Consider the following 23,816-nt stretch of genomic DNA (forward strand, 5'->3'; position numbering starts at 1 on the left):
GTCATCCATGGGTTTAGGACGAATGTATAGGATGAACAACATACATGCAGATTAAGATTCTGAAAAGGAATTATAAATTTATATGGATGGCATACTTTGGGTACAGCCTGTCAATATCCAACTATTTACATTTATATTAGTTGCCATTAGCGTACACGTTTATTGGACATTTGATCCTAATGATTGCCTGTTATTTTTATATGCATGGTTATCATGTATTCGCTTTTTTTTCTGATCATTGTGTCCTGTTTTTTGAACTCAATTTTGATTGATGAAATCTTATTCGGACCTGATTGAACAAACCTTTTATTTTCCGACCAAGGAATTCACGGTAAAGGACAATCTTCTCAACTTCCATGGTGTTAACCTGATGGATATTATCAAGGAGTATGGTACTCCTTTAAAATTGACTTATCTTCCTAAAATCAGCGAAAACATTCAGTATGCGAAGCAAATATTCAATGCTGCAATAAAAAAGCATGATTATCAAGGTACATATACCTATTGTTATTGTACCAAGTCGTCGCATTTTGAATTCGTCCTGGAGGAAGGCTTGAAAAACGATATCCATATCGAAACTTCCTCAGCGTTTGATATTCCGATCATCAGGAGCCTGTATGATTCCGGGAAAATTGACAAAAAGAAGATCATCGTGTGCAATGGATACAAGCGTCCATTATATGTTCAATATATCTCCGAACTGATCAACGATGGCTTTGAAAACTGTATCCCGGTTCTCGACAACCTGATGGAGTTGGATTACTATCATGAAAACATCAAGAAACCGTACAATGTTGGCATCAGGATCGCAGCTGATGAGGAACCAAATTTCGCCTTTTACACCTCAAGGCTGGGGATAAGATATGGAGACATCATCCCCCATTATAAAGAGAAGATCCAGGGCACCAATGCCCGATTAAAAATGCTTCACTTTTTCATCAACACAGGAATCAAGGACAGTGCCTATTACTGGAGTGAGCTGAGCCGATTTGTATATAAATACTGTGAGCTAAAAAAGATATGCCCGGAGCTGGATACTATTGACGTTGGAGGCGGCTTCCCAATACGGAACTCCCTACACTTCGAATACGACTATGAATACATGGCAGAGCAGATCGTTCGAAATATCAAATGGATCTGCCAGAAAAACCATGTGGACGTTCCTAATATTATCACTGAGTTTGGCTCCTTCACCGTTGGAGAAAGTGGTGCAACTATCTACTCGGTGTTGGATCAAAAGCTTCAAAATGACAAAGAACTGTGGTACATGATGGATGGCTCCTTCATTACGCATATGCCAGATGTCTGGGGTCTCAGCCATAAATTCATCCTGCTTCCGGTTAATCATTGGGATAACATGTTCCACAAGGTAAATATCGGAGGGCTTACCTGTGATAGTCAGGACTATTACGACTCTGAGGCCCATATCGGAGAGGTCTTTCTTCCGATGATCGATGATGAGGAGACACTTTATTTTGGGTTCTTTAACACAGGAGCTTACCAGGAATCTCTTGGAGGATACGGAGGTATTCAACACTGCCTGATCCCTGCTCCCAAACATGTGATTGTGGATAGAGACGAACAGGGAAATATTGTCACCGAACTCTTTGCTCCTGAACAGGATAGCGAAAGCATGCTTAGAATATTGGGTTACAAAAAGGCCTAGCAACAAAAAGAATATTATTTTGCAGCCCTAACTGAGACTATGAGCGATCACAAGAACCTGGTAATTATACCCACTTACAACGAGTCTGAGAACATCACAGACATCATCAAGGCGGTAATGGAGCTTTCCACGCCTTTCGAGGTTCTTATCATAGATGATGGCTCACCTGACGGCACAGCTGACCTGGTAAAGCAATCGATGGAGAGTTATCCCGAACGTTTACACATGATCGAACGGAGTGGCAAGCTTGGATTAGGGACAGCATATATTAGAGGATTCGCCTACGCACTTGAGAAAGGTTACGATTATGTATTCGAGATGGATGCAGACTTCTCACACAACCCTCAAGATCTTATCAGGCTCTATCAAAGCTGCGTAGAAGGAAACTATGACATGGCCATAGGGTCTCGCTATATCAAAGGGGTTAATGTGGTGAACTGGCCCATGGGAAGGGTGCTCATGTCCTATTTTGCAAGCTACTATGTAAGGATGGTTACGGGCATGCCCATCATGGATACTACTGCCGGATTTAAGTGCTACCACCGACGCGTACTGGAAACCATACACCCCGAAAAAATACATTTTGTAGGTTATGCCTTTCAGATCGAAATGAAATTCAATGCCTGGAAAAGAGGTTTCAAGATTGTTGAAGTTCCTATCATTTTCACAGACCGAACGAAAGGTGTAAGCAAAATGTCAAAAGGTATCTTCAAAGAGGCTGTATTCGGCGTAATCGAATTGAAGGTCAGAAGTTTATTCAGAAAGTACCAACCCTATCACGCCGTCAATCGAAGCGAATAGCTGCGATAGGACGAATCCTTGAGATAACAGAGAGCGGTATAAACAGGGTCAATCCTGTGAGCAACACTGTCATCACATTCACTAACAAAATGGTCTTGGGTGCAAATAAAATGGGCACATGGTCCATATAATAGTTGGCCGGATCAAGTGGAATAATCTGGAATTGGTATTGTAACCAACAAAGTCCTAGCCCGATAAGGTTACCCCAGAAAAGTCCCTTACCAATCAATCTCACACCATTGAAATAGAATATCCTTCGAAGAAGTTTGCCATCAGCGCCCAGCGCACTGAGTGTTCCAATCATTTGGGTACGTTCCATAATCAGAATCAAAAGGATAGAAACCATATTGAAGCACGCTACAAAAAGTATCAGCACAAGAAAGATGACCACATTTCGGTCCAGGAGCCGCAACCAGTCGAATATCTGGGCATATTTATCACTTACCTTGTCTACATAAAGATCGGAAGAGGTCTCGTCAAAAAGGTAACTTTCGGCAGCCTCCAGATCCGAATCGTCCTGCATAAACACTTCCACCCCTCCGGCGACATCTTCGCTCCAACCATTAATTCTTCTTAAGAGGTTAATATCACCTATTATGGTCTTTTCGTCAAAGTCCTCGAGGCCGGTCTCATAAATCCCGGAGACTTTGAGCTTTCGCATCCTTGGGGGATTTTGAAAAAAGAAAATAATAAGGTCATCTCCGACTGATAATTTCAAATAGTTGGCAATTTTCTTACTCAGCGCGATCTCCAAACCGTATCCAGTCTCAGGAAATTTCGGAAAGCTCCCCTCCACCATATTCTCAGCAAAAGAAACGGTGTCAAAGTTTGAGTCTACTCCTTTGACAATCACTCCCTGAACCTCTTCATTGGCTTTCAGCAAACCTGCCTTATAGATGTAGGAAGTATAATAATCCAGCCCCGGCATCTCCACAATAGGCTTCATTACGGAATCTGCTATACTAATTGAAGACTCTTCAAATGAGGTAGAAAGCGTGTATTTACTTACAATCAAATGCCCCCCAAAGCTGTAAATCTTGTTTTTGATGTTTTTCTCAAACCCTCCCAATATGGCAAAGGCCATCAACAAAGCCACCAAAGCCACCGACATGCTCACAACAGCAATCCGGCTAATCAAACCAGAAAAGGAGCCATCCTTTCTGTCAGAAATTCGCTTCGATATAAAAAGGGGGAGGTTCAAACTTCTTTTAACTTTGGTGCAATTATATACTATCCTATATGAAGAAACTTCTGTGCTTGTTGATATTTATCCATGTCTTCGCATGTGATAGCCCATCACAACAAAAAGTCCCCGCAGTCCCTGAAGTCAAACCAGGTGCCTATCAGATCGACGAATATCTACCGCTATTGAAGGATAAAAAAGTTGCTCTATTCGTCAATCACACGTCACTAATTGGATTGACTCACATTATTGACAGCCTCTCCTCCCTCGGAATTAATATAACCAAAGTTTTTACTCCGGAGCACGGTTTCACTGGGACCAAAAGCGATGGAGAGATTATTGAAAAGGAAGCCACTAATGAGTCCTTCGAACTCATATCACTATACCAGCGCTTCAAAAAGCCAACGGCAGAACAAATGCATAATATTGATGTATTGGTCGTGGATATTCAAGAAGTGGGTGTCCGGTTTTACACCTATTCCAGCACCATGAGTTATTTGATGGAAGCTTGCGCCAAATTTAAGATTCCCATGATCGTTCTGGACAGACCTAACCCTAATGGAAGTTATGTTGACGGTCCTGTATTGGAGCCAGATGTAAGCTCATTTATTGGCCTGCATCCAATAGCCTTAGTTCACGGAATGACAATTGGCGAATTGGCAAAGATGATCAATGAGGAGGGCTGGCTAGCAGACAGTTTGAAATGTGAACTAGATATTATCAAAATTGATAACTGGGATCATAACACCACTTATTCTCTTCCGATCAGACCTTCACCCAATTTACCCAATGACCTATCTGTTGCACTTTATCCGTCATTGGCCTTGTTTGAAGGGACTATTGTCTCCGTAGGAAGAGGCACCGACAAACAATTTCAGATCATCGGCCATCCCGACTATCCGGACACTGCGTTTTCATTCATACCTCAGCCCAACGAAGGTTCAAGCACACCACCACTTCAAGGAGAGGTTTGTTATGGATTGAATCTCACCGATAGTAGAATGAAACATGAATTTACGCTAAAATACCTGATCCATTTCTTCGATTCCCTAAAAGGACAAACCAATAAACCCTTCTTCAATGCCTACTTCAAAAGATTGGCCGGAACCGAAGAGTTACAGAAGCAGATTGAAGCTGGATGGACTGAAGAAGAAATACGAAAGTCCTGGCAACCCGATCTGGATGCTTACCGGAACCTGAGAAATCAGTACCTCTTGTATGAAGATTAAATTAGTTTTGCCGCCTCATGGAGTATAAGTTGAGAATCGTTTTTATGGGCACCCCTGAATTTGCGGTGGCCAGTTTGGAAGCCTTAGTTAAGGCACACTGCAATGTTGTTGGTGTAGTTACGGCACCAGACAAACCGATGGGACGAGGTAAGAAATTGGGCACGAGTGCAGTTAAGGATTACGCCATATCACAGAAGCTCAACATTCTTCAACCCACAAACCTGAAAGACCCGGACTTTCTTCAGGAACTGAAAGCCTTAAACGCAGACGTACAGATCGTTGTGGCGTTTCGCATGCTGCCTGAAGTCGTTTGGGATATGCCTCCTTTGGGCAGTTATAACTTGCATGGATCACTGCTGCCGGATTATCGTGGTGCCGCACCTATTAATTGGGCCATTATCAACGGAGAGAGGGAAACAGGTGTCACAACATTCAAACTCAAACATGAAATAGACACTGGTAATATACTGTTTCAGGAAAGGGAACCGATCAACTATGAAGACAATGTAGGCACAGTCTATGATCGATTGATGCGCAAGGGAGCTCAGCTTATTGTTAAGACCATTGAAGCTCTCAACAGTGGAGAAGTTGATCTAATACCACAAATCCCGAATAAGGAGCCCAAACATGCCCCCAAAATCTTTAGAGAAGATTGTGAGATCAACTGGGATCAGTCCTCTGAAATCGTAAGAAACTTCATCAGAGGTCTAAGCCCCTACCCTGCAGCCTGGACCACACTTGATGGTCAAACATTTAAAATTTTTTCGGCAGAATTAGCACCTCAATCATATGGTGATCCAGCCGGAACGATCAAAACTGACAACAAAAGCTATTTAGACTTTGTGACGGCTGATGGGGCTTTACGTGTAACAGAAGTACAGATGCAGGGCAAGAAAAGAATGAAAACGGATGACTTTTTGCGCGGTTATCAAATAAATTTATAATTATGACGATATCCATGATTGCAGCCATGAGCGCTAACCGAGTGATCGGCAAAAACAATGATCTCCCATGGCACCTCCCTGATGATTTCAAATATTTTAAAGACACCACGAGTGAGCATGTAGTCATCATGGGGCGCAAAAATTTTGAGTCTCTACCGCCCAACTTCAAACCTTTACCCAACCGTACTAACATTGTAATTACCCGTAATTCCAATTATCAGGCGGAGGGTGCCATTGTTGTTAACTCCCTTCGTGAGGCGCTCGAAGAAGGCGTCAAGCACAATGAAAAAGAGGAAATATTTATCATTGGAGGTGGGGAAATTTACCATTTGGGTCTGGCTCATGCCGATAAAATTTACCTGACCGAGATTGACAAAGAAATAGAAGGGGATACTACTTTTCCTGAACTTGACAAAGGCATCTGGAAGGAGACCTCCAGAACCCATCACCCGGTGGACGATCGACACAAATATGCGTTTGATTTCGTTATTTATAAGAAATGATTCGCCATGCAAACCCACCTTAAAACCCTCGGAATCCTACATGTCATTTATGGTGCACTTACCCTTTTGATATTAGCGACCATGAGTACCATCGTTCAGAGCCTGCTGCCCTTTATACTTTCGAATGTAGATGAAGAAACGCTTTTGGTATTACAAATCATCCTACCAGTAGCACGAATTGTAGCCTATACGCTTATGATATTAATTCCAATTCCATCCATTATCGGAGGAATGGCATTATTAAACAAAAAAAAATGGGGTTTGACACTCCTCATGATACCAGGTAGTTTATCATTGATCAGCTTTCCTTTAGGTACTGCTATCGGCATTTATACCATCTGGGTGTTTACCCAGCAACCAAACAACTCAAATGACCAAGATTAAAGACAGCGTAGTATTTCTGACTGGAGCCTCTTCCGGGATTGGTGAAGCTTTGGCATACGAATTTTCAAAAAAAGGAGCCAAACTGGTTATTTCAGCTCGGCGATCGGCTGAATTAGACAGAGTAAAAGCTACATGCACCTACCCAGATAACGTTCAGACTCTTACAATAGACCTCGCTGATAATTTTTCCGTCATACAAAAGGCGAAAGAGGCCGAAACATTTTTTGGTCCAATCGATATACTGGTCAATTGCGGTGGAATTAGTAACAGAGACAAAGTCGCGGATACGAGCATGGACGTAGATCGCAAACTCATGGAAGTAAACTACTTCAGCGCTATTGCACTTACCAAGACGCTGCTGCCATCCATGCTAAAAAGAAAAAAAGGACATCAGGTGGTGATTACCTCTGCTTCAGGAATCATTAGTCCCCCTAAACGCTCATCTTATGCCGCCTCCAAACATGCGCTTCACGGATTTTATGAAGCGCTAAGGGCAGAATATCATGATGAAGGTCAAAAGGTCACTTTGGTACTTCCGGGTTACATCAGGACGAATATCAGCTATAATGCTTTGAAAGGAGATGGATCGACTCAGAACAAAATGGATGCAAATCAGGACAATGGAATGTCTCCGGAGGATTGTGCCGCCCAAACCATTAAAGCAATTGAACAGAACAAAGAAGAAGTCTATATTGGAGGATTTAAGGAAGTAACAGGTATTTACCTTAAGCGTTTCTTTCCTTCCCTTTTTTCAAAAATTGTTCGAAAAGCTGAAACATGAGTTCCTAAGGTGCTATTGCAAACTTTATTCGAGGTTCATAATAAAACTTCAAATAAGCCAGCATCAGACTTTCTTCCCCATTTTAGCATTCAAATTGACCGATTTTGATCATTAATCGTTAGAATCACACTTTTCATCGAAGAAGTCAATCCAACCGGGGCCGGACAGCGTATGTTTGTAATATGATAAAGGATATCAATATACTGTTCGCTGACAAAATGGGGAATCAAATTACCCCGTTAATGTTTAGCTCAAGAACACTAGTACCTGCATCAAAAAGAACCAAACTTAGGCAGGTTTCGGTGAGTTAAAAACCGCTTCGAATAGCCTGATAATCCGCCAGCTAAAATCCATTTTCTTGCCGATCTCGTATCTCTAAGAAAGCCAATAAGGGATATAACAACACATTAGGGCAATCGATTGATTTATTATCAATTGATATCACAAATCTCCATCTCCAAAATTATCTCCGAAATTCACGCAAAAAATTGATCTGCGTGAAATACGCACGTCAAAAGCCAAAATCTTCAATTTTATCCCACTTTTCTAACCAACTCAACGCCATAATGCACTTATTCATTGTCAAAAATTAACGAGTCGTCGATTTCTTTATTGACTTTACATTATTGTAACATAATTTTGAAGTTATGAAAAACCACCTGTTAATATCATTTGTGAGCATCGCGCTGTTTAGCACTACTTTACTTCACGCACAACTCATTTCTAACGACAACTATACCGGATCTTGGAGCAATACTTCATCATGGAGTACATCAACTCCTGGCAATCCTGTTTCTGTCGCTTCAGATATTGATGTTTATGGATATATCACTGTGAACGGTAATCTAAACCTGGACAACCCGACTGGTGGTGACCTTTACTACCTTACTGTTTATGATACCTTGGTAGTTACAGGATCTACTATCACTGAGAACCAGGCTCATGGATTAGTAATACCTGCAGGTGGTCTTGTTGTGATTTTTGGAAACTATGAAGTGAACAACCAGGTAGATATAGACAATGGTGGAGTATTGGTGGTGATGGGAGATCTTACGATCAATGGTGGTGCAGGAACAGACTATATAAACGGAGGCGGTTCATTATATGTAGATGGAGATATCAACGGATCCAACACAACTGCAATTGCGGATGCCAGCTCAGTAAACGAGCCAATCGAAAATCTTGACAATGGCGATCCTGCTGATCAGAATCTTTATGACTTCATTACCTCAGGTGGATCAAATCCTCTACCGATCACCTTGAGTGAATTTCTTGCCACTCCGGACAACAATACGGTGGTCTTAAACTGGACGACTTTGACTGAAAAGAATTTCGATTATTTCGAAGTACAACGTGCCGGTGCAGACGGTGAGTTCGAAGTTGTAGCCAGAGTAGCTGGTTCTGGTGAGAGCAAAGAAGCTAAGAGTTACTCATGGACAGATGAAAGTCCTCTTTTAGGAATCAACTACTATCGTCTTGAATCCGTAGATTTTGATGGTTACAGAGAAACATTCGAAACACGAATGGTGCTTATCGAAAGCGTTGCTGCATCAGCAAGAGAGATCGCCGTAGGTCCTAACCCAGCCAGAGCTAACGGACTAATTTCCTTCAGCAACCTTGGTCAGGAAGAAATTGATTTTCAAATCTATGACCTTCAAGGACATCTTCAATTAAGTGGAACTACCGGAGACATGGACAAAATCCAGCTTCCTGCTTCCATCACAAAAGGAATTTACATCATCTCCTACGAGACAAACGGATGGGTAAAAAAGGATAAGCTGGTAGTTAGATAGATAGTATTTTCTAAATCTTGGAAGCTTTCCAAAAGCCAAAGAGCCAATTACCACCATCATTTTCATCGTCGCTGCGGAAGAAGTCTGAAACAGCCAGGTTCAATTCATTCTTGCTGATCAGCTCATCTCCATTAAGATCCAGCTTGGTAAATGAACGCGCTGAGTAACGGATTTCAATTCTGAATGCCATGAAGAGATCAACGTACTCATCCAGGCTGATGTAACCATCATCGTTAGAGTCGAAATAATCGAAAATCTCACTCACAAAGGCAGACACTAAAGCCTTGTAAGCATTTTCATCAATGCTCATCATGTTCATATCACAGAATCCCAGCCACTGAGACAACGAAGCCTCAATGGAATATGGATCTTCCGTAAACTGGATGAATGAATTCCATGACTCATGTGACTTTTCAATGACCCGCTTGTAGTCTGCTGACCCCTCCTTAAAACCCCAGAGTACACATAGATTTTCAGCAATAGCTTCAAAATCGTCTCGCGTGAGTACTCCATTATCATTAAAATCCAGAAGATTAAAAAAGTGAGTAAGCTTTCTTGTCTGAAATTCAGATAGCATAATTATTTGGTTAGTGACTTGTTAACAAATGTATCACATTCGCTTTAATCTTGTTCTTTAAATACCCTTTTCAATAGATCGGTAGTTCTTGCCATAGGATCCACTCTGATTTTAGCCTCTTCCTCTGCGACTAAAAAGAACAAACCATCCAGAGCCCTTTCTGTAGCATAGGCCTCCAGATCTGAGTTCACATCTTCCAATAAAGGTATTTTATTGTAGGTGGTAATAATATCACTGTAATACTTGGTGGCGTTCGTCTTATCCAAAGCATTTTTGATCACCGGCTGAAATTTTGACCTCAATTCATCAGATGTAGTCCTCCTTAAATAGCTGGTTGCAGCATCGTCTTCGCCTTTCAAAATACCCCACGCATCCTGGATTGTCATCGATTGGATCGCAGAAATAAATATAGGCTTGGCTTCTTTAGCCGCCTCCTCTGCACCATGATTCAAAGTTTCCACAAACTGATCTACCTGATTACCCAGTCCCAATTGTCTCAACTTATCTTCCACCTTTTGAACATCCGGAGGAAATGGTATTTTAATTGATGGATTGCCAAGAAATCCATTGACTTGCGAAGCATTATCCGCACCTATACTGATTCCCTTAGTCAAGGCCTCCCTTAAACCGGCCACCACCTGATCAGTAGTTACCTCATCAGTAGTATCCATGTAGTCACCCAGTGCCTGCTGGATTTGCTGAGCAGTACATCCGGCGAGTAAAATAAACAGTATCAGGACAGTAAAACTTCTTATGTTTTTCATAGCAATGTTTTCAAAATGTATTTGCTATAAAAGTAATGGAATAACCATAATTTTAAACCGAAAGAAAACGAATTAAAATGTCGGCAACTGCGGAAATTATTACCATCGGAGACGAAATCCTTTATGGTCAGACACTTGACACGAATTCGCACTGGATGAGTAGTAAGTTGGACGAAATTGGAATAAAAGTACGGTATAAAACAACTGTGGGTGACGTCAAAGAAGATATTCTTAACAGTTTCAAAGCGGCTGAGGAACGAGTAGATATCGTGTTAATTACAGGAGGATTAGGGCCAACCAAGGATGACTTGACCAAACCTCTATTGAACGAGTACTTTCAATCTCACCTGGTTTTGAATGAAGCTGCTCTGGAAGACATTACCGCCATTTTTGCCAAATCAGGTAGACCAGTTACTCCAATCAACCGCCAACAGGCTGAAATCCCTGCTGTTTGTGAACGTGTCCCTAACAAATTGGGCACAGCCCCAGGAATGTGGTTCCCAAAAGGAGACAAAGTTTTTATCTCCATGCCCGGTGTTCCTTTTGAAATGAGACGTATGATGACCGATACCATTCTACCACGGCTTCAAAAGCAGTTTGTAGATCAGGTCATTTATCATCAAATGATCCGGACCATTGGAGTTGGTGAATCTGCCCTGGCTGAGATTATTTCTGATTGGGAGGACAACCTACCAACGCATATGAAGCTGGCTTACCTCCCAACTTTAGGAATGGTAAAACTTCGCCTGACTGCAATTGGCACCAATTACGAGGCGCTTAAAGATAACTGCAAGCAGCAAGTTACCTTGGTCGAGCCACTGATTAAACAATATATCTACGGTTATGATGACAGGGAACTGGAATATCACATGGGCCAGATATTGTTCAAGGCGGGCAAAACCATTGCCTTTGCAGAAAGCTGCACAGGAGGCTACCTGTCTCACCTCATGACCACCATTCCGGGAAGCTCTGCCTACTATGCGGGGTCGGTGGTTTCTTACTCCTATGATGTCAAGGAAAACGTGCTTGGCGTGGATCACGAAACACTGGAAACGAAGGGCGCAGTTAGCGAAGAAGTTGTAAGGCAAATGGCCGAATCCGTTCGAAAAAAATTAAACACCGACATAGGGATTTCCATAAGCGGTATCGCAGGACCCGATGGTGGAACCGAAGAAAAACCTGTCGGAACCGTTTGGATCGCTTATTCTGATAAGGAAAAGACCGTGGCTAAAAAATTTAATTTCTCAAAAGACAGAGTTCTCAATATCCAATACAGTGCCTATATGGCCCTGAATATGTTCAGGCTAAATTTCGCTGGCGCAGTATGAATTTTTGTAACTTTGTCCCCATCAAAAAACACCGAAAACTGAATCAATTATGGCATTAGTAGAACTGGTCATGCCTAAAATGGGCGAAAGTGTAATGGAAGGAACGATCCTTACCTGGCTGAAGTCTGCTGGTGATACTGTAGAAGAAGACGAATCTGTACTGGAGGTAGCTACCGATAAGGTGGACACGGAGATTCCGTCTATATATGGAGGTACGCTGAAAGAAATACTTGTCAAAGAAGGCGATGTCGTTCAGGTTGGAAGTCCTATTGCCATCATTGAAGTGGACGGAGAGGTTGCTTCAAGTGAAAGTGCTCCTGAGGAAGAAGAAAATACGGTGATTCTCGAAGCTGAAAAATTGGTAGAAGAGGCCATCAGCGCCCATGGAACAGCACCTGCAACTTCACAATCAGAGGAAGTAGATGCCACCAGATTTTACTCTCCATTGGTTAAAAACATTGCAAAACAGGAAAATATTTCCCTCCAGGAGTTAGAATCAGTACCAGGCACAGGTCAGGAAGGCAGAGTCACTAAAAATGACATTTTGGCCTATGTAGAGAAGAAAAAATCCAACGGTCAGGCACCCGCACCAGCGGTTACTAAAGCAGTTCCTGTAGTACCTTCCGGAGAGGATGAAATTATCGAAATGGATCGCATGCGCAAGATGATTGCAGAGCGCATGCTGGATTCCAGAAGAACTTCTGCTCACGTAACCTCATTTGTTGAAGCCGATGTTACCGAAATGGTCAAGTGGCGAGGCAAAATGAAACATCAGTTCATGGAAAAAGATGGTCAGGCATTGACCTACACTCCTATCATACTGGAAGCGGTGGTGAAGGCCATCAAAGACTACCCGATGATCAATATTCAGATTGATGGTAGTCGAATCATCAAAAAAGCAGCCATTAACATTGGCCTTGCGGTAGCACTTCCTAACGGGAACCTTATTGTACCGGTGATCAAAAATGCGGATCAGTTGAGCATCCTTGGGTTGACAAAGCAGGTGAATGATCTCGCGAAAAGAGCCCGGGAGAATAAACTGTCTGCAGACGAACTACAAGGTGGAACTTTCACCGTATCAAATGTCGGATCATTTGGCAATGTAATGGGAACCCCAATCATCGTACAACCCCAGGTTGGAATCCTTGCTTTAGGTACTATACAAAAGAAACCGGCAGTTATCGAAACCCCTCAGGGAGACTTTATTGGAATAAGACATAAGATGTTTCTATCTCACAGCTATGATCATCGCGTTGTGGATGGTGCTTTGGGAGGCATGTTCGTGAGACGGGTGGCCGATTACCTGGAAAAATTTGATGTCAACAGAAACGTTTAAGAGTTAAAAATGAGAAAGGCTTCCTAACAAAAGGAAGCCTTTTTTTGTATAATGCTATATGCATCATCACGATCATTCACATCATCATGGGCATTCGACCACGAAAAACATCAAAATTGCGTTTTTCATTAATCTTCTCTTTTCCATTATAGAGCTGATTGGAGGGTTGTGGACCAATAGTATTGCGATCCTGTCCGATGCACTCCATGATTTTGGCGACAGTCTTTCCCTTGGTGTTTCATGGTATTTCCAAAATGTCTCTCACAAAGAGCGCGATCAAAATTTCTCCTATGGCTATGCCCGATTCTCTGTGGCAGGCGCAGTGATCAACTCAATCGTTTTGGTTGTAGGTTCGATTATCATTCTTACAGAGTCCATTCCTCGCCTTTTTGACCCCCAAAACCCCAATGGAGAAGGCATGATCTACCTGGCAATCGGAGGAATAGTCTTCAATGGCCTCGCTGCTTGGAAGCTTCATGAAGGAAAAAGTTTAAATGAAAGAGCGGTGTATTTGCACTTGCTGGAAGACATATTGGGATGGGTAGCTACATTAATCGCTGCCATTCTCATTCAATTTTGGAACATCCCGATTGTTGACCCCATCTTGGCAATGGGAATTGCAGGGTTTATCCTCTTTAATGTATACAAGAACCTGAAACAGGCTGCCACGATCATCCTTCAAGGAATTCCGGAAGGCATAAATATTGAGAAAATCCAAAACCTCCTTAAAGCTATGCCTGGTGTTAAAGATGTCCACGATTGTCATGTATGGACACTGGACGGCCAGTTTCATGTACTTTCTGTTCATTTGGTGGTTGGAGATAATGAAGACATGGAGTCTCTTGCCAATATCAAAGCCAAAGCCAAGCACGATCTACTGCACGAAAAAATAGACCATGCTACGATAGAGTTTGAGACCGAAGCAGAGGAATGTGAGCCTTGTTGATAGGGACGGTGTCCATATTTTAAGAGCCATGCTCGGAGAGCATCTTCGATAATCTCAGGAACACCCTAACTTCCTTCAGTACCTGATCAACTGGCGCCAATCACCCCTTCTTCACAAATTCTGATTTAAGAGCCATTGCTCCAAAGCCGTCAATCTTGCAGGAGATATTGTGATCCCCGTCCGTCAACCGAATATTTTTCACTTTAGTACCTGCTTTAATAGGTTTAGGGGCTCCCTTTACAGGCAAATCCTTAACGACCACAACCGTGTCTCCGTCCTGAAGCTCATTTCCATTAGCATCAATGACTTTTGATCCATCTTCCTCAACCACATTTGGATCCCACTCGTGGCCGCATTCAGGGCACATTAATAATGTATCCGTCGGATAGGTATATTCAGAATTACATTTTGGACAGGGAGGAAATTCAGACATGATTCTTGGTTTAATAAGGCGGCAAAATTAGAAGATTAATCCAAACGTCCTATGACACAGGTCATACAGCCACCCCACTGAGTAAAATCACAATAGGTTGTATTGACACATTCCATTTACTCATGTAATTTTGCTTCCCATTCTGATGTTTTGAAAAGATTATTCTCCATAGTACTCCTCCATATATTAATGGTCAGCAGCCTTTCGTTGACCATGCAATACCTGTATCAGGAATATCTATGTGAGGACACACAGGAATACCTTGAAGTGGCAGGTAGAAAAATCACCATATGTGGAAAAGTTTGCTCTATGGATGATTTAGAAAACCAGGAGCAAAATGCTCCTCAGCCAAAGCACCAGTACAACACTGAAATTCCGCCTCTTTTTTTGAGTGTTAGTGACACCCAGGAGCATGCATTCACATCCGCAGACATATTACACGAATCTGGCTTATTTTGCTTTTACCAGCATCACTTGGTGAATGAGCTCATCGAGCCCCCTTCGTTCATTTAGCTAAAACCATCTTACAATGTGGTTATTCCATCGAATAACCGAATAGAGGAGTTCCGTATTACTCATCCTAAAAGTTGAGTAGTTGCTCCATTCTTAATCATGGTCCATTTCCAATCCATTATGGAAAGACCGAAAATTCAATTACTAAAAATTCAAAGGAAAATAATGTACTTCAAGATATACCTGGCCACGCTATTGATCGTGGTCCTGACAACAGTTAATGCACAAGATAAATGGACATCCGGAAGACCTGATGGACATGCACCTATTTCTGTCATGGGGGATCACACGCATGGCAAGGGAGACTGGATGATTTCTTACCGTTTCATGCACATGCATATGGATGGACTTAGAAATAAAACATCCGACTTATCAGCAGATGTAGTGTTTGACAACTATATGATGGCTCCTAAAGAGATGCACATGCATATGCATATGCTCGGATTGATGTATGCAGTTTCTAATAACCTAACATTCATGGCAATGGGTAATTACCTGGAGCAACATATGCACGTTTCAATGATGAATATGATGGCGGGCACCCATGAGCATTTCGAATCTGCATCTGCCGGGTTGGGCGATGTTAAAATCTTCGGATTATGGAAGTTTCTTGACACCAAAGGCCAACGGATTCATGCAAATATTGGAGTGAGTATCCCCGTTGGTTCTATTGATAATTCCGCTGTCACACCCATGTCAGAGCCAAACGCAACTCAGCTTCCATACCCGATGCAAATTGGTAGTGGTACCTGGGATGCACTTCCGGGCATGACCTACATGGGTCAGAAAGAGAATCTATCCTGGGGAGCTCAAACCTATGCAACCATCCGTATTGGTGAAAACGATCACGGATATTCCCTTAGCAACAAAGGAAATCTTCTGGGATGGATTGGATATCGAACCACTGAATGGTTGAGCTTTTCAGCGAAGATTAATGGCATGCTTTCCGGGAAAATCTCTGGGAGTGACCCCGCTTACATGAATCCAATGATGTCTCCAACGCTGGACCCGAAGAATTTTGGAGGAGAAACACTCACAGGAAGTCTTGGGTTTAACATCTACATACCTCGAGGAGCATTCAAAAATGTTCGTTTAGGACTGGAGTACGAATTACCGATGTATCAAAACCTCAATGGTCCGCAGATGAAAACCAAAGAAATTGGAACTTTCGGTCTCCAGTATTCCTGGTAACTGATGATTTCAGATCGATTGCCCTTCCGGGCAATCGATCTGAAAAATATTTTCTTCAATATTCCGCCTTTTACGTACATTCGCGCACATTTTATGTCAATCGTGCGTAAAGTGAGGTCGGTCGAACGGTTGTTTGGTCACCTCGAAATGGAGATCGCAGAATTCAAGGCTCAATCCTCTCTGCATTGCATAGCAGGATGCGGGAAATGCTGTACCAAGCCGGATATTGAAGCTACTCCTTTGGAGTTTCTCCCATACGCATTTCACCTTTTTATCAACGGACAAGCAGAGGACACTTTAGAAAAGCTCCAGAAGGAAAGCTTCTCAACGTGCTATATCTACTCCCCCCTCTCCATAACAGATCAGAGCAGTGGAAATTGTAGTGAATATCCTTTCAGAGGATTGATCTGCAGACTATTCGGTTATGGGGCAACACGAGATAAATTTGGGCAGCTCAGGCTAGCCACGTGTAAACTCATCAAGGAAGGACAATCGGAAAACTATCAAAAGACCTCTGAGGCAATCACCCGTGGTGTTTACGTACCCATCTTTTCAGATTATTATAAGAAACTGTCTCAGGTAGACTTCAGAATGGGCAACAGCTTCATGCCCGTAAATAAAGCCATTAAGACCGCAATAGAGGAAGTTCTTCATCATTATGCTTACAGACCATTTCCGAAGAAATTCAGAAAAGTAGCCTGAGCAAGCTCCAAATTGACCCGCAAAAGTTTCACAGTTTGATCTAACAATATTTTTGTTCGCGGAGAGTTATTAATCCAATGCAGGCAAGCACATGATGGCTACTACTGGCAAATTCCCTAAAATTGAAAGCTGGTAAAATATCATGTCGCAGTGGCATTCCTCTGTGATTTGACCAATACTCTAAGCGCCTATAATCTTGAAAAGAAATTTCTTTATGCACTTACTTCTGGTAAGTGGGTTGTTTTTCCTTCAACTTCAGGAAAATGTGGTTCATGCTCAAAGCGGATGGACCCAGAAAAAAGGGGAGCTCTATTCCAAAATAATCCACCATCATTTGCAATCCAATCACTACTACAACCCTGCCGGGATGTTTTCAATCACGAATGAGTACAAGCAAAATTCAGTTACCCTGTATGGGGAATATGGACTCAATGATAAACTCACATTACTTGTCGATTGGCCAGTATTAAAACGACACGGTTTTGAAACAACAGAGAAAATTTCTGGCTATGGAGACATGAAACTGGGTTTGAAATATGCAATTTCAAAAAAGGTCCCTATATCCATAAGTCTCATTCCGGAACTTCCCATAGCCAAAAGCGACAATTACGCACAAAACAAACAAGACCCCAATACAACATTCAATTTACCCACTGGAGATGGGGAATGGAATGTTTACGGAATTTTGGCCATTTCTCATTCCTTACGCCCTTTGCCTGTCTATATCAATGGCTATTTTTCATACAATTTAAGGACTTCTTATGGGGCCATTTCTTTTGGTGATCAGCTTAATGAAGGATTTGAATTGGGATGGCAGCCTTTTACACATATTGAACTGAGGAGCGGAATAAAGTTTCAGCACAGCTTATCTTCATCCAATGAAATCATCAGCTTCGTGCGAGGTGAAGGAACCGAATACACGTCATTCTTTGTCGGTGCTTTTTATGGCATCAGCGATCTTTGGGGGATTGACATCAACTATTCCGACTATTTTCATTCCCCTCAAAAAAAGAAAAACCTCTACGCCGGGGCGACTATCAGCGCGGGAATGGTCTACGAGATAAAGAAATAATGAGTCCTATTTCCATTTAAAGGCGAAGTATTCACAAGGCTCATCTGAATCGTTACTCACCTGGTGGTAAATTCCAGAGGTCATCAAGTACAAATCCCCTGTTTCACCATTGTATTCCTGCTCACCTATGATCATTTTAGTTTTGCCGGAAATCACCAAAATAATCTCAGTTTCTTCATGAGTATGACCTTCATGACTAGGCCCAAACTTATTGAGCGTGGTAGTATGCATTTCATAGCGCTCACACATTGCCGTAGGCCGATCAAAGTATTTCGTACTTCCGCCTTTCGAAGAAAACTTAACTCCCAGCGAATCACGATTGAACACCATAGTCCCTCCCGACCTCATTCCTCTTTCCAAATCCATCGGCTTATTAGACTTGTATCTTAACAGGTAATAGACGACCGGCTCATTTGAGTAGATGGCATATTGCTGACCAGGCATGATAAGTGCCACGCTTTTTGAGCTAAGAAGTGTTTTTATTGAATCCGCTTCAAAAAGCATCCTTCCCTGCTTAATAATGATCAGATTCTCATAATCATCCTGAAAGGTCCTGGGAACTGAATCTGTCTGAAAGGTTAGTGATTTAATTTCAAAATCAGCAAAATGTGGCGAAGAACCGGCAGTAATCAACCGTGTTGCTATACCGTCCTTTTCAGCTTTATCTAAATTATTCCAGACATACACGCGTGATTCTACCAAATCTTCCCTGGTCTCCGCACACGAAACAAACATAATTAAGACAAGAATAAAAATTGGGTTAAGCTTCATAGAAGTAATTATCATAGGAATTATGTGTCCAAATCCGCTGGTCAAGCAATAAAAATGAATTTATGAAAATATGGCAATTCCGATAAGCAATCTGATGCTTCAATTGATAAAAAGACAATATTAATAAAAAGACAATCGATTGGTAATAATACTTTCAATATTTCAACAAATATCCTATTTAATTGTAATTTTTACATCATAAGGTGTTTAATTTTGAATAACCGCAATTCTTCAAACGCTTTATTAAGGGTTAAGCAATGAAAACTATCTACCGATCAATCGTTTTTTTGTCCCTGATCATGCTGGTTGCATGTTCTCCCGGACACCTTGTTCTTGACGCTACCTATGACTTCTATGGTAACTTCACCGCATACCAAACATTTACTTTTCTAGAAGACCAATATGCTACAAACTACGAAGAGTCAGAAATCATCAAAAGAACTGTTTACAAGCGGCTTACGGCCATTGGGTACAAGTATGACCCGCAAGATCCGGACCTCTATATCGCCTATAAATACTTCGAACAACCGGTAAAAATGACCGGATTCAATCAATCCGACATGGGCTCCTGGATTCAAAAGTCTAAACACACAGAAGACAAACAAGAACTACTTAAATCAGGTGAGGGTTCCGCCAGAAAATTCAATATGCCGGCAGGGTCTTATATCCTAAGTTTCATGGATGCGAAACAATTCAAGGTAATCTGGCAGGGTCATTTCGGCCAGCACATACCATGGGGACACCCAAGAGAATTAGAAGCATCGCTGATGCTCGTTATGGACAAATATGATGTTACCGCCTATAATTAAAGTGTGCCTAAAAAATCATCAATCGCAGTGTAGAGCTTTTTTAGCTCTGCATTGCTGATGATGTAAGGAGGTAAAATATAAATCACATTTCCAAGCGGTCGCAACAACAGGTCCCTATCCATAAAAAAGTCATAAATCCTTTCTTTGATATCACTGGTATATCCGGCATCTGAGACCTCCAGTTCAATGGCCAATATCGTTCCGCGCTGCCTGATCTCCTTAATCCCTTTGGTCAAGTTAAAATTCTTTAAATAGGCTTCATGCTGCTCTGAAATTCGCTGAATATCCAGTTGGCGCCTTTTGGTCATCAGCAGGCCCATACTGGCATTGGCAGCCGCACAGGCCAGTGGATTAGCAGTATATGAATGACCATGAAAAAATGCTTTAGTTCGATCAGCCACATTGAAGGCTTGCACAATCCTTTCACTTACCGCCGTGATTCCCATTGGAAGATAACCACCCGTAATACCTTTTGAAAGGCAAAATATATCCGGTTCATTCCTGAGGTAATCACACGCAAACATCTTACCTGTACGGCCAAAGCCGGTCATCACTTCATCAGCGATACAAACAACTTCTTTCTGCCTGGCAATGTCTAACAACTGATCCAACACCTCCGGATCATACATCTGCATCCCGGCCGCCCCCTGAACGAGCGGCTCAAATATAAAGGCCGCAGTCTCATCCGAAACCAGGCGCTTCATGGCCGCTATGGACTGTTGCTCATTTCCTGAAGGGAATGGGATGAACTCAACCTCAAACAGGTAATCATTGAAGGGTGCTGAAAAAATATTGCGCTCAGCCACCGACATGCTTCCGAAAGTATCCCCATGATAGGCTCCTTCCAGCGCAATGATTTTTTTTCTGGCCTTGCCCTGATTATACCAGTACTGTATGGCTAATTTGATAGCTACCTCTACCGAAGTACTCCCATTATCCGAAAAGAAGATTTTTGAAATTGGATCAGGTAAGATCTTCATCAGGGTTTTAGAAAGGTCAACCGCAGGTTTATGTGTGAATCCGGCAAATATGACGTGCTCCATTTTTGCTGCCTGTCTGGAAATGGCTTTGGAAACTTTCGGATGGCTATGCCCATGTACGTTGACCCACCAGGACGATACCGCATCCATAATTTTTCGGCCCTCATAAGTATGCAAATAGACTCCTTTAGCCTTTTTCACTGCAATAGGCTTATTCCCTGCCATTGGTGAAAATGGGTGCCAAATATTTTCCCTATCTACTCTTTCTATCGGATTCATGACCAGTTTGCTTTCAACTTTTTAGCATAGCTCTGAACTACTTCCTTGGTAACCTGAGTCTCTCTTTCAATGTGAAGTAACTTTTTCCAACCGGTTCTCAGCAAAATCACACGTTCACTTTCAGGGTTTGGCGCTCCATTAAAAATCACTCCTTTAACCCGAAGATTTCTGGATTTGATTGCTTCAGCCGTCAACAATGTATGATTTATACTACCGAGATATAAATTGGAAACCACTACAACCTCCAGATCCAATTGACCAGCCAGATCGATCACGTTATCCTCATCATTCAATGGCACCAAAGCCCCCCCGGCACCTTCAATCACCAAATCACTGGAACCCTCGGGAACAACAAAGTCTTCCAGATGGATATCGACACCTTCAGCTTTCGCTGCAGCATGTGGTGAAGCAGGCATTTGAAGCAAATAACGCTCAGGATAATAAGTGACGCTGCCTCTGGTGACAAGGTTTTTTACAGCTTCGGTATCCGTCGGGTATCCGGCCTGAACAGGTTTCCAGTAGCCTGTTCCAAGCATTTCCGTAATAATTGCACTGACAAGGGTCTTTCCTGAATCGGTATCAATGGCCGTCACGAAATAATTCATGCGGCGAAGTTAAGGCACACTTCAGGAATACCGTGCCTTTCGCTTAAAGATTAGCGAGAGGCCAGGTTATCGTTAATGGATTGCGGCATCAGCCCCTGTCCCTGAATAATCAACTGGGCATCTTGCGATTGCAGGTAGGTCATAAAAGCCTGCAAAGCTGGATTTTCATGATCTCGGTAGTACATCCGTAGGGACCTTTTCAATGGGTACATGCCACTACCTAAATTTTTGAAAGTAGCAGATACAAATTGTGAATCAACCTCGTCTTTCTGAGCGATCTCCAAACTATTGGCACTATCCGTAAAATAGCCGAAACCAATGTAGCCAATGGCGTTTTGATTCTCCTGAACCCTGGTAACGATCACCTTATTCTCATCAGCGACCACCGCTACCGGATTAACTTTTTCAATCTTGAAGTATTCAGTAAAAAAGGCCTGAGTACCTGAGTTGGAGTCTCGTACGATCGGAACAATACGACCGGCATATCCCCCAACCTGTCTCCAATCGGTGTACCTCCCGGAAAAAATTCCTGCAACCTGCTGATTATTCAATTTCAAAACCGGATTGTCGGTATGACTGATCAGCACGATGCCATCGTAAGCCACGATCTTTTGATTAACCCCATGATTGCTACCCAACACTGAGTCCAGATCAAACTCATAGGAAGATAAACCCACATCTGCCGAACCCTCCTTGATAGCCATCAAACCAGTCTTGCTACCACCACCTTCGATAAAAACCTTTACTGTATCCTGTCTTTTCTCAAAATCCTTCTTAAGCGCCGAAAAGGCACCGTGCATGGATTCGCTTCCTTTAAATTTTAATTGATAGCTCTTTGACTCCCTGTTCGGTTGACTACAAGAAAGAATTAAGAAGCCAATAACAATGGATAATAATTGATTAACGCTCATAATGATTATTAGATATGAAACTTTCAAGCGCAATGAAACGGGGGTGTTTCTGCATTGAGCAACCTGAAATTATTGCTTCAATTCCGCTATCAATTGCACGTTTCATTAACGATGCGAAGGTAGACAGGCAATGGCTTGGAACTGCTTATGCTACAATTAAGAGGATATCAAATATGTGTTAACGAATGGCCTTTCTGATTAAATGACCTTTAAGATTTTATCTGCAATTTCCATAATTTCCTTTTCTGTATTATAGACATGTAAACTCACCCTCAACCTTTCTTTACCGCGCTGTACGGTTGGAGATAGTATCGGCCTGACATCAAAGCCTTGTTCCTGAAGTTGTAAGGAAACAGCACGCGCCTTTTCATTGGACCCAATCATAACCGGCTGAATGGCAGTGTCACTCACATATTTTGGGTAGTGGGTTTTAAACAAATTGATTTTATCCTGTAGATCTTGCTGCAATTGCATGTTTTCGGCCAGGTAGAGAAAACTTTCCCCTATACTGAGGACACTATGTGGAGGTAATGAGGTTGTGTAAATAAAAGGTCTGCCAAAATTGACAAGATAATCTCTCAACGCTAATGACCCTGCTACACACGCACCATGAACCCCCATACCCTTTCCAAAGGTATAGACCCTGGCAAAGACCCGCTGATGCAATCCCATTTCAACCAACAACCCACTTCCGTCCTTTCCTGCCACACCGGTACTATGTGCTTCATCGATAATTAAATAAGCTCCAAATTCCTCGCACAAAGCCACGATCTCAGCCAATGGAGCAACATCCCCATCCATTGAAAAAATGGTCTCTGTGACTACGAAAACGCGCCCTGAAGCTTGTTGTAACCGCATTCGGAGATCATCCGGATCATTATGACGAAACGCCACAGTTTGCGCCCGACTTAACCATGCTCCCTCCTTCAGACAGACATGCGAAAGCTGATCATAAATGATGGTATCTCCCTTTTCAGCTACCGAGGACACAACTGCCTGATTGGCGGCATATCCGGAATTAAACAGCAGGACTGCTTCGGCCTGAAACACCCCCTTCAACTGATCTTCAACTTCCTGATATAGCCTATGATTCCCGGATAGCAAACGACTGCCTGTTCCACCATTCGGGTAAGGACCTAACTGACCGTATCGTTCTTTGATTCGAGTCCATAGAGCTGTATTGGCAGCCAACCCCAGGTAATCGTTGGAGACAAAGTCGCACAAGTCCCTTGAATCCGGAAGTGACCTAAGGTTCCCGGCCATTTGCCGATCATGTAATCTAGCCGATAGAAAGTCCTCTTTCATAGTCTGCAAA

General features: G+C 42.4%; 25 protein-coding genes. 16 read left to right on the forward strand and 9 right to left on the reverse strand.

Annotation, left to right across the window (positions count from 1 at the left end; translation table 11 throughout):
* The first annotated feature begins 271 nt into the window (after positions 1-271).
* Together NXR94_RS05660 and NXR94_RS05665 are read left to right on the forward strand one after the other, a co-directional pair.
* Entirely contained in the window at positions 272-1,666 is a 1,395-nt protein-coding gene (locus NXR94_RS05660; RefSeq protein WP_258103617.1) for an arginine decarboxylase, read from the forward strand.
* Positions 1,667-1,705: 39 nt separating this feature from the next.
* The gene (locus tag NXR94_RS05665; protein WP_258103618.1) at positions 1,706-2,467 is read left to right on the forward strand and encodes a polyprenol monophosphomannose synthase; all 762 of its coding nucleotides are present in this window, start codon (positions 1,706-1,708) and stop codon (positions 2,465-2,467) included.
* Here NXR94_RS05665 and NXR94_RS05670 read toward each other — a convergent pair.
* On the reverse strand, positions 2,451-3,668 hold the full coding sequence (locus NXR94_RS05670; RefSeq protein WP_258103619.1) for an ABC transporter permease: 1,218 nt from the start codon (positions 3,666-3,668) through the stop codon (positions 2,451-2,453). The two genes, NXR94_RS05665 and NXR94_RS05670, sit on opposite strands and share 17 nt — an antisense overlap.
* A 38-nt stretch (positions 3,669-3,706) precedes the next feature.
* Between NXR94_RS05670 and NXR94_RS05675 the strand changes: the two genes are divergently transcribed.
* From NXR94_RS05675 to NXR94_RS05700, 6 genes are all read left to right on the forward strand, one after another.
* Positions 3,707-4,879: a DUF1343 domain-containing protein gene (locus NXR94_RS05675; RefSeq protein WP_258103620.1), complete on the forward strand. Its 1,173-nt coding sequence runs from the start codon at positions 3,707-3,709 to the stop codon at positions 4,877-4,879.
* Positions 4,880-4,896: 17 nt separating this feature from the next.
* Entirely contained in the window at positions 4,897-5,823 is a 927-nt protein-coding gene (gene fmt / locus NXR94_RS05680) for a methionyl-tRNA formyltransferase (RefSeq protein ID WP_258103621.1), read from the forward strand.
* Positions 5,824-5,825: 2 nt separating this feature from the next.
* Entirely contained in the window at positions 5,826-6,326 is a 501-nt protein-coding gene (locus NXR94_RS05685) for a dihydrofolate reductase (RefSeq protein WP_258103622.1), read from the forward strand.
* 6 nt (positions 6,327-6,332) lie between these two features.
* On the forward strand, positions 6,333-6,710 hold the full coding sequence (locus NXR94_RS05690; RefSeq protein WP_258103623.1) for a hypothetical protein: 378 nt from the start codon (positions 6,333-6,335) through the stop codon (positions 6,708-6,710).
* A complete protein-coding gene (locus NXR94_RS05695) occupies positions 6,697-7,491 on the forward strand; it encodes an SDR family oxidoreductase (RefSeq protein WP_258103624.1) in 795 nt (264 codons plus the stop codon). The genes NXR94_RS05690 and NXR94_RS05695 overlap by 14 nt, the downstream gene beginning before the upstream one ends.
* 647 nt (positions 7,492-8,138) lie before the next feature.
* Positions 8,139-9,284, forward strand: coding sequence for a T9SS type A sorting domain-containing protein (locus NXR94_RS05700; RefSeq protein WP_258103625.1), 1,146 nt, complete (start codon positions 8,139-8,141; stop codon positions 9,282-9,284).
* A 10-nt stretch (positions 9,285-9,294) separates the two neighbouring features.
* Here the strand turns inward: NXR94_RS05700 and NXR94_RS05705 are convergent, their stop codons facing one another.
* Positions 9,295-9,861, reverse strand: a complete 567-nt coding sequence (locus NXR94_RS05705; RefSeq protein ID WP_258103626.1) for an EF-hand domain-containing protein — start codon at positions 9,859-9,861, stop codon at positions 9,295-9,297.
* Between the two features lie 44 nt (positions 9,862-9,905).
* A complete protein-coding gene (locus NXR94_RS05710) occupies positions 9,906-10,625 on the reverse strand; it encodes a DUF4197 domain-containing protein (protein WP_258103627.1) in 720 nt (239 codons plus the stop codon).
* Positions 10,626-10,702: 77 nt separating this feature from the next.
* Here NXR94_RS05710 and NXR94_RS05715 point away from each other — a divergent pair, with 77 nt between their 5' ends.
* From NXR94_RS05715 to NXR94_RS05725, 3 genes are read left to right on the forward strand one after another with little or no spacing between them, the layout of a single operon-like run.
* Positions 10,703-11,953: a competence/damage-inducible protein A gene (locus NXR94_RS05715; RefSeq protein WP_258103628.1), complete on the forward strand. Its 1,251-nt coding sequence runs from the start codon at positions 10,703-10,705 to the stop codon at positions 11,951-11,953.
* A 49-nt stretch (positions 11,954-12,002) separates the two neighbouring features.
* Complete coding sequence (locus NXR94_RS05720; RefSeq protein WP_258103629.1) at positions 12,003-13,289, forward strand: dihydrolipoamide acetyltransferase family protein; 1,287 nt, start codon at positions 12,003-12,005, stop codon at positions 13,287-13,289.
* A 58-nt stretch (positions 13,290-13,347) separates the two neighbouring features.
* The gene (locus NXR94_RS05725) at positions 13,348-14,235 is read left to right on the forward strand and encodes a cation diffusion facilitator family transporter (protein WP_258103630.1); all 888 of its coding nucleotides are present in this window, start codon (positions 13,348-13,350) and stop codon (positions 14,233-14,235) included.
* Between the two features lie 100 nt (positions 14,236-14,335).
* On the opposite strand, the gene NXR94_RS05730 is transcribed toward NXR94_RS05725, so the two are convergent.
* Entirely contained in the window at positions 14,336-14,668 is a 333-nt protein-coding gene (locus tag NXR94_RS05730; protein ID WP_258103631.1) for a zinc ribbon domain-containing protein YjdM, read from the reverse strand.
* A gap of 150 nt (positions 14,669-14,818) precedes the next feature.
* Here NXR94_RS05730 and NXR94_RS05735 point away from each other — a divergent pair, with 150 nt between their 5' ends.
* From NXR94_RS05735 to NXR94_RS05750, 4 genes are all read left to right on the forward strand, one after another.
* Entirely contained in the window at positions 14,819-15,181 is a 363-nt protein-coding gene (locus NXR94_RS05735) for a hypothetical protein (RefSeq protein WP_258103632.1), read from the forward strand.
* 165 nt (positions 15,182-15,346) lie between these two features.
* Positions 15,347-16,372, forward strand: a complete 1,026-nt coding sequence (locus tag NXR94_RS05740; RefSeq protein ID WP_258103633.1) for a hypothetical protein — start codon at positions 15,347-15,349, stop codon at positions 16,370-16,372.
* 111 nt (positions 16,373-16,483) lie between these two features.
* Entirely contained in the window at positions 16,484-17,074 is a 591-nt protein-coding gene (locus NXR94_RS05745; RefSeq protein WP_258103634.1) for a YkgJ family cysteine cluster protein, read from the forward strand.
* A 196-nt stretch (positions 17,075-17,270) separates the two neighbouring features.
* A complete protein-coding gene (locus tag NXR94_RS05750; protein ID WP_258103635.1) occupies positions 17,271-18,146 on the forward strand; it encodes a hypothetical protein in 876 nt (291 codons plus the stop codon).
* Positions 18,147-18,152: 6 nt separating this feature from the next.
* On the opposite strand, the gene NXR94_RS05755 is transcribed toward NXR94_RS05750, so the two are convergent.
* Complete coding sequence (locus NXR94_RS05755; protein ID WP_258103636.1) at positions 18,153-18,917, reverse strand: cupin domain-containing protein; 765 nt, start codon at positions 18,915-18,917, stop codon at positions 18,153-18,155.
* Positions 18,918-19,174: 257 nt separating this feature from the next.
* On the opposite strand from NXR94_RS05755, the gene NXR94_RS05760 reads away from it, so the two are divergent.
* On the forward strand, positions 19,175-19,726 hold the full coding sequence (locus NXR94_RS05760) for a DUF4136 domain-containing protein (RefSeq protein ID WP_258103637.1): 552 nt from the start codon (positions 19,175-19,177) through the stop codon (positions 19,724-19,726).
* Here the strand turns inward: NXR94_RS05760 and bioA are convergent.
* From bioA to NXR94_RS05780, 4 genes are all read right to left on the reverse strand, one after another.
* A complete protein-coding gene (gene bioA / locus NXR94_RS05765) occupies positions 19,723-20,985 on the reverse strand; it encodes an adenosylmethionine--8-amino-7-oxononanoate transaminase (protein WP_258103638.1) in 1,263 nt (420 codons plus the stop codon). The genes NXR94_RS05760 and bioA overlap by 4 nt on opposite strands.
* On the reverse strand, positions 20,982-21,590 hold the full coding sequence (gene bioD / locus NXR94_RS05770) for a dethiobiotin synthase (RefSeq protein ID WP_258103639.1): 609 nt from the start codon (positions 21,588-21,590) through the stop codon (positions 20,982-20,984). Before bioD ends, bioA begins: the two co-directional genes overlap by 4 nt.
* A 50-nt stretch (positions 21,591-21,640) precedes the next feature.
* Positions 21,641-22,501, reverse strand: a complete 861-nt coding sequence (locus NXR94_RS05775; RefSeq protein WP_258103640.1) for a substrate-binding domain-containing protein — start codon at positions 22,499-22,501, stop codon at positions 21,641-21,643.
* 198 nt (positions 22,502-22,699) lie between these two features.
* Positions 22,700-23,806: an 8-amino-7-oxononanoate synthase gene (locus NXR94_RS05780; protein ID WP_258103641.1), complete on the reverse strand. Its 1,107-nt coding sequence runs from the start codon at positions 23,804-23,806 to the stop codon at positions 22,700-22,702.
* Positions 23,807-23,816 lie beyond the last annotated feature (10 nt).

The organism is Marinoscillum sp. MHG1-6, from assembly GCF_024714475.1.
GTDB lineage: Bacteria > Bacteroidota > Bacteroidia > Cytophagales > Cyclobacteriaceae > JAMZMI01.

What these genes read in the sequence shown, in the direction of transcription:
- NXR94_RS05665 (WP_258103618.1), top strand. Translation starts at nt 1,706, where the DNA reads ATGAGCGATCACAAGAACCTGGTAATTATACCCACTTACAACGAGTCT.
- bioA (WP_258103638.1), bottom strand. Translation starts at nt 20,985, where the DNA reads ATGAATCCGATAGAAAGAGTAGATAGGGAAAATATTTGGCACCCATTT.
- NXR94_RS05780 (WP_258103641.1), bottom strand. Translation starts at nt 23,806, where the DNA reads ATGAAAGAGGACTTTCTATCGGCTAGATTACATGATCGGCAAATGGCC.
- NXR94_RS05700 (WP_258103625.1), top strand. Translation starts at nt 8,139, where the DNA reads ATGAAAAACCACCTGTTAATATCATTTGTGAGCATCGCGCTGTTTAGC.
- NXR94_RS05675 (WP_258103620.1), top strand. Translation starts at nt 3,707, where the DNA reads ATGAAGAAACTTCTGTGCTTGTTGATATTTATCCATGTCTTCGCATGT.
- NXR94_RS05730 (WP_258103631.1), bottom strand. Translation starts at nt 14,668, where the DNA reads ATGTCTGAATTTCCTCCCTGTCCAAAATGTAATTCTGAATATACCTAT.
- NXR94_RS05740 (WP_258103633.1), top strand. Translation starts at nt 15,347, where the DNA reads ATGTACTTCAAGATATACCTGGCCACGCTATTGATCGTGGTCCTGACA.
- NXR94_RS05720 (WP_258103629.1), top strand. Translation starts at nt 12,003, where the DNA reads ATGGCATTAGTAGAACTGGTCATGCCTAAAATGGGCGAAAGTGTAATG.
- NXR94_RS05660 (WP_258103617.1), top strand. Translation starts at nt 272, where the DNA reads ATGAAATCTTATTCGGACCTGATTGAACAAACCTTTTATTTTCCGACC.
- bioD (WP_258103639.1), bottom strand. Translation starts at nt 21,590, where the DNA reads ATGAATTATTTCGTGACGGCCATTGATACCGATTCAGGAAAGACCCTT.
- fmt (WP_258103621.1), top strand. Translation starts at nt 4,897, where the DNA reads ATGGAGTATAAGTTGAGAATCGTTTTTATGGGCACCCCTGAATTTGCG.
- NXR94_RS05760 (WP_258103637.1), top strand. Translation starts at nt 19,175, where the DNA reads ATGAAAACTATCTACCGATCAATCGTTTTTTTGTCCCTGATCATGCTG.
- NXR94_RS05710 (WP_258103627.1), bottom strand. Translation starts at nt 10,625, where the DNA reads ATGAAAAACATAAGAAGTTTTACTGTCCTGATACTGTTTATTTTACTC.
- NXR94_RS05690 (WP_258103623.1), top strand. Translation starts at nt 6,333, where the DNA reads ATGCAAACCCACCTTAAAACCCTCGGAATCCTACATGTCATTTATGGT.
- NXR94_RS05715 (WP_258103628.1), top strand. Translation starts at nt 10,703, where the DNA reads ATGTCGGCAACTGCGGAAATTATTACCATCGGAGACGAAATCCTTTAT.
- NXR94_RS05695 (WP_258103624.1), top strand. Translation starts at nt 6,697, where the DNA reads ATGACCAAGATTAAAGACAGCGTAGTATTTCTGACTGGAGCCTCTTCC.
- NXR94_RS05685 (WP_258103622.1), top strand. Translation starts at nt 5,826, where the DNA reads ATGACGATATCCATGATTGCAGCCATGAGCGCTAACCGAGTGATCGGC.
- NXR94_RS05755 (WP_258103636.1), bottom strand. Translation starts at nt 18,917, where the DNA reads ATGAAGCTTAACCCAATTTTTATTCTTGTCTTAATTATGTTTGTTTCG.
- NXR94_RS05725 (WP_258103630.1), top strand. Translation starts at nt 13,348, where the DNA reads ATGCATCATCACGATCATTCACATCATCATGGGCATTCGACCACGAAA.
- NXR94_RS05775 (WP_258103640.1), bottom strand. Translation starts at nt 22,501, where the DNA reads ATGAGCGTTAATCAATTATTATCCATTGTTATTGGCTTCTTAATTCTT.
- NXR94_RS05705 (WP_258103626.1), bottom strand. Translation starts at nt 9,861, where the DNA reads ATGCTATCTGAATTTCAGACAAGAAAGCTTACTCACTTTTTTAATCTT.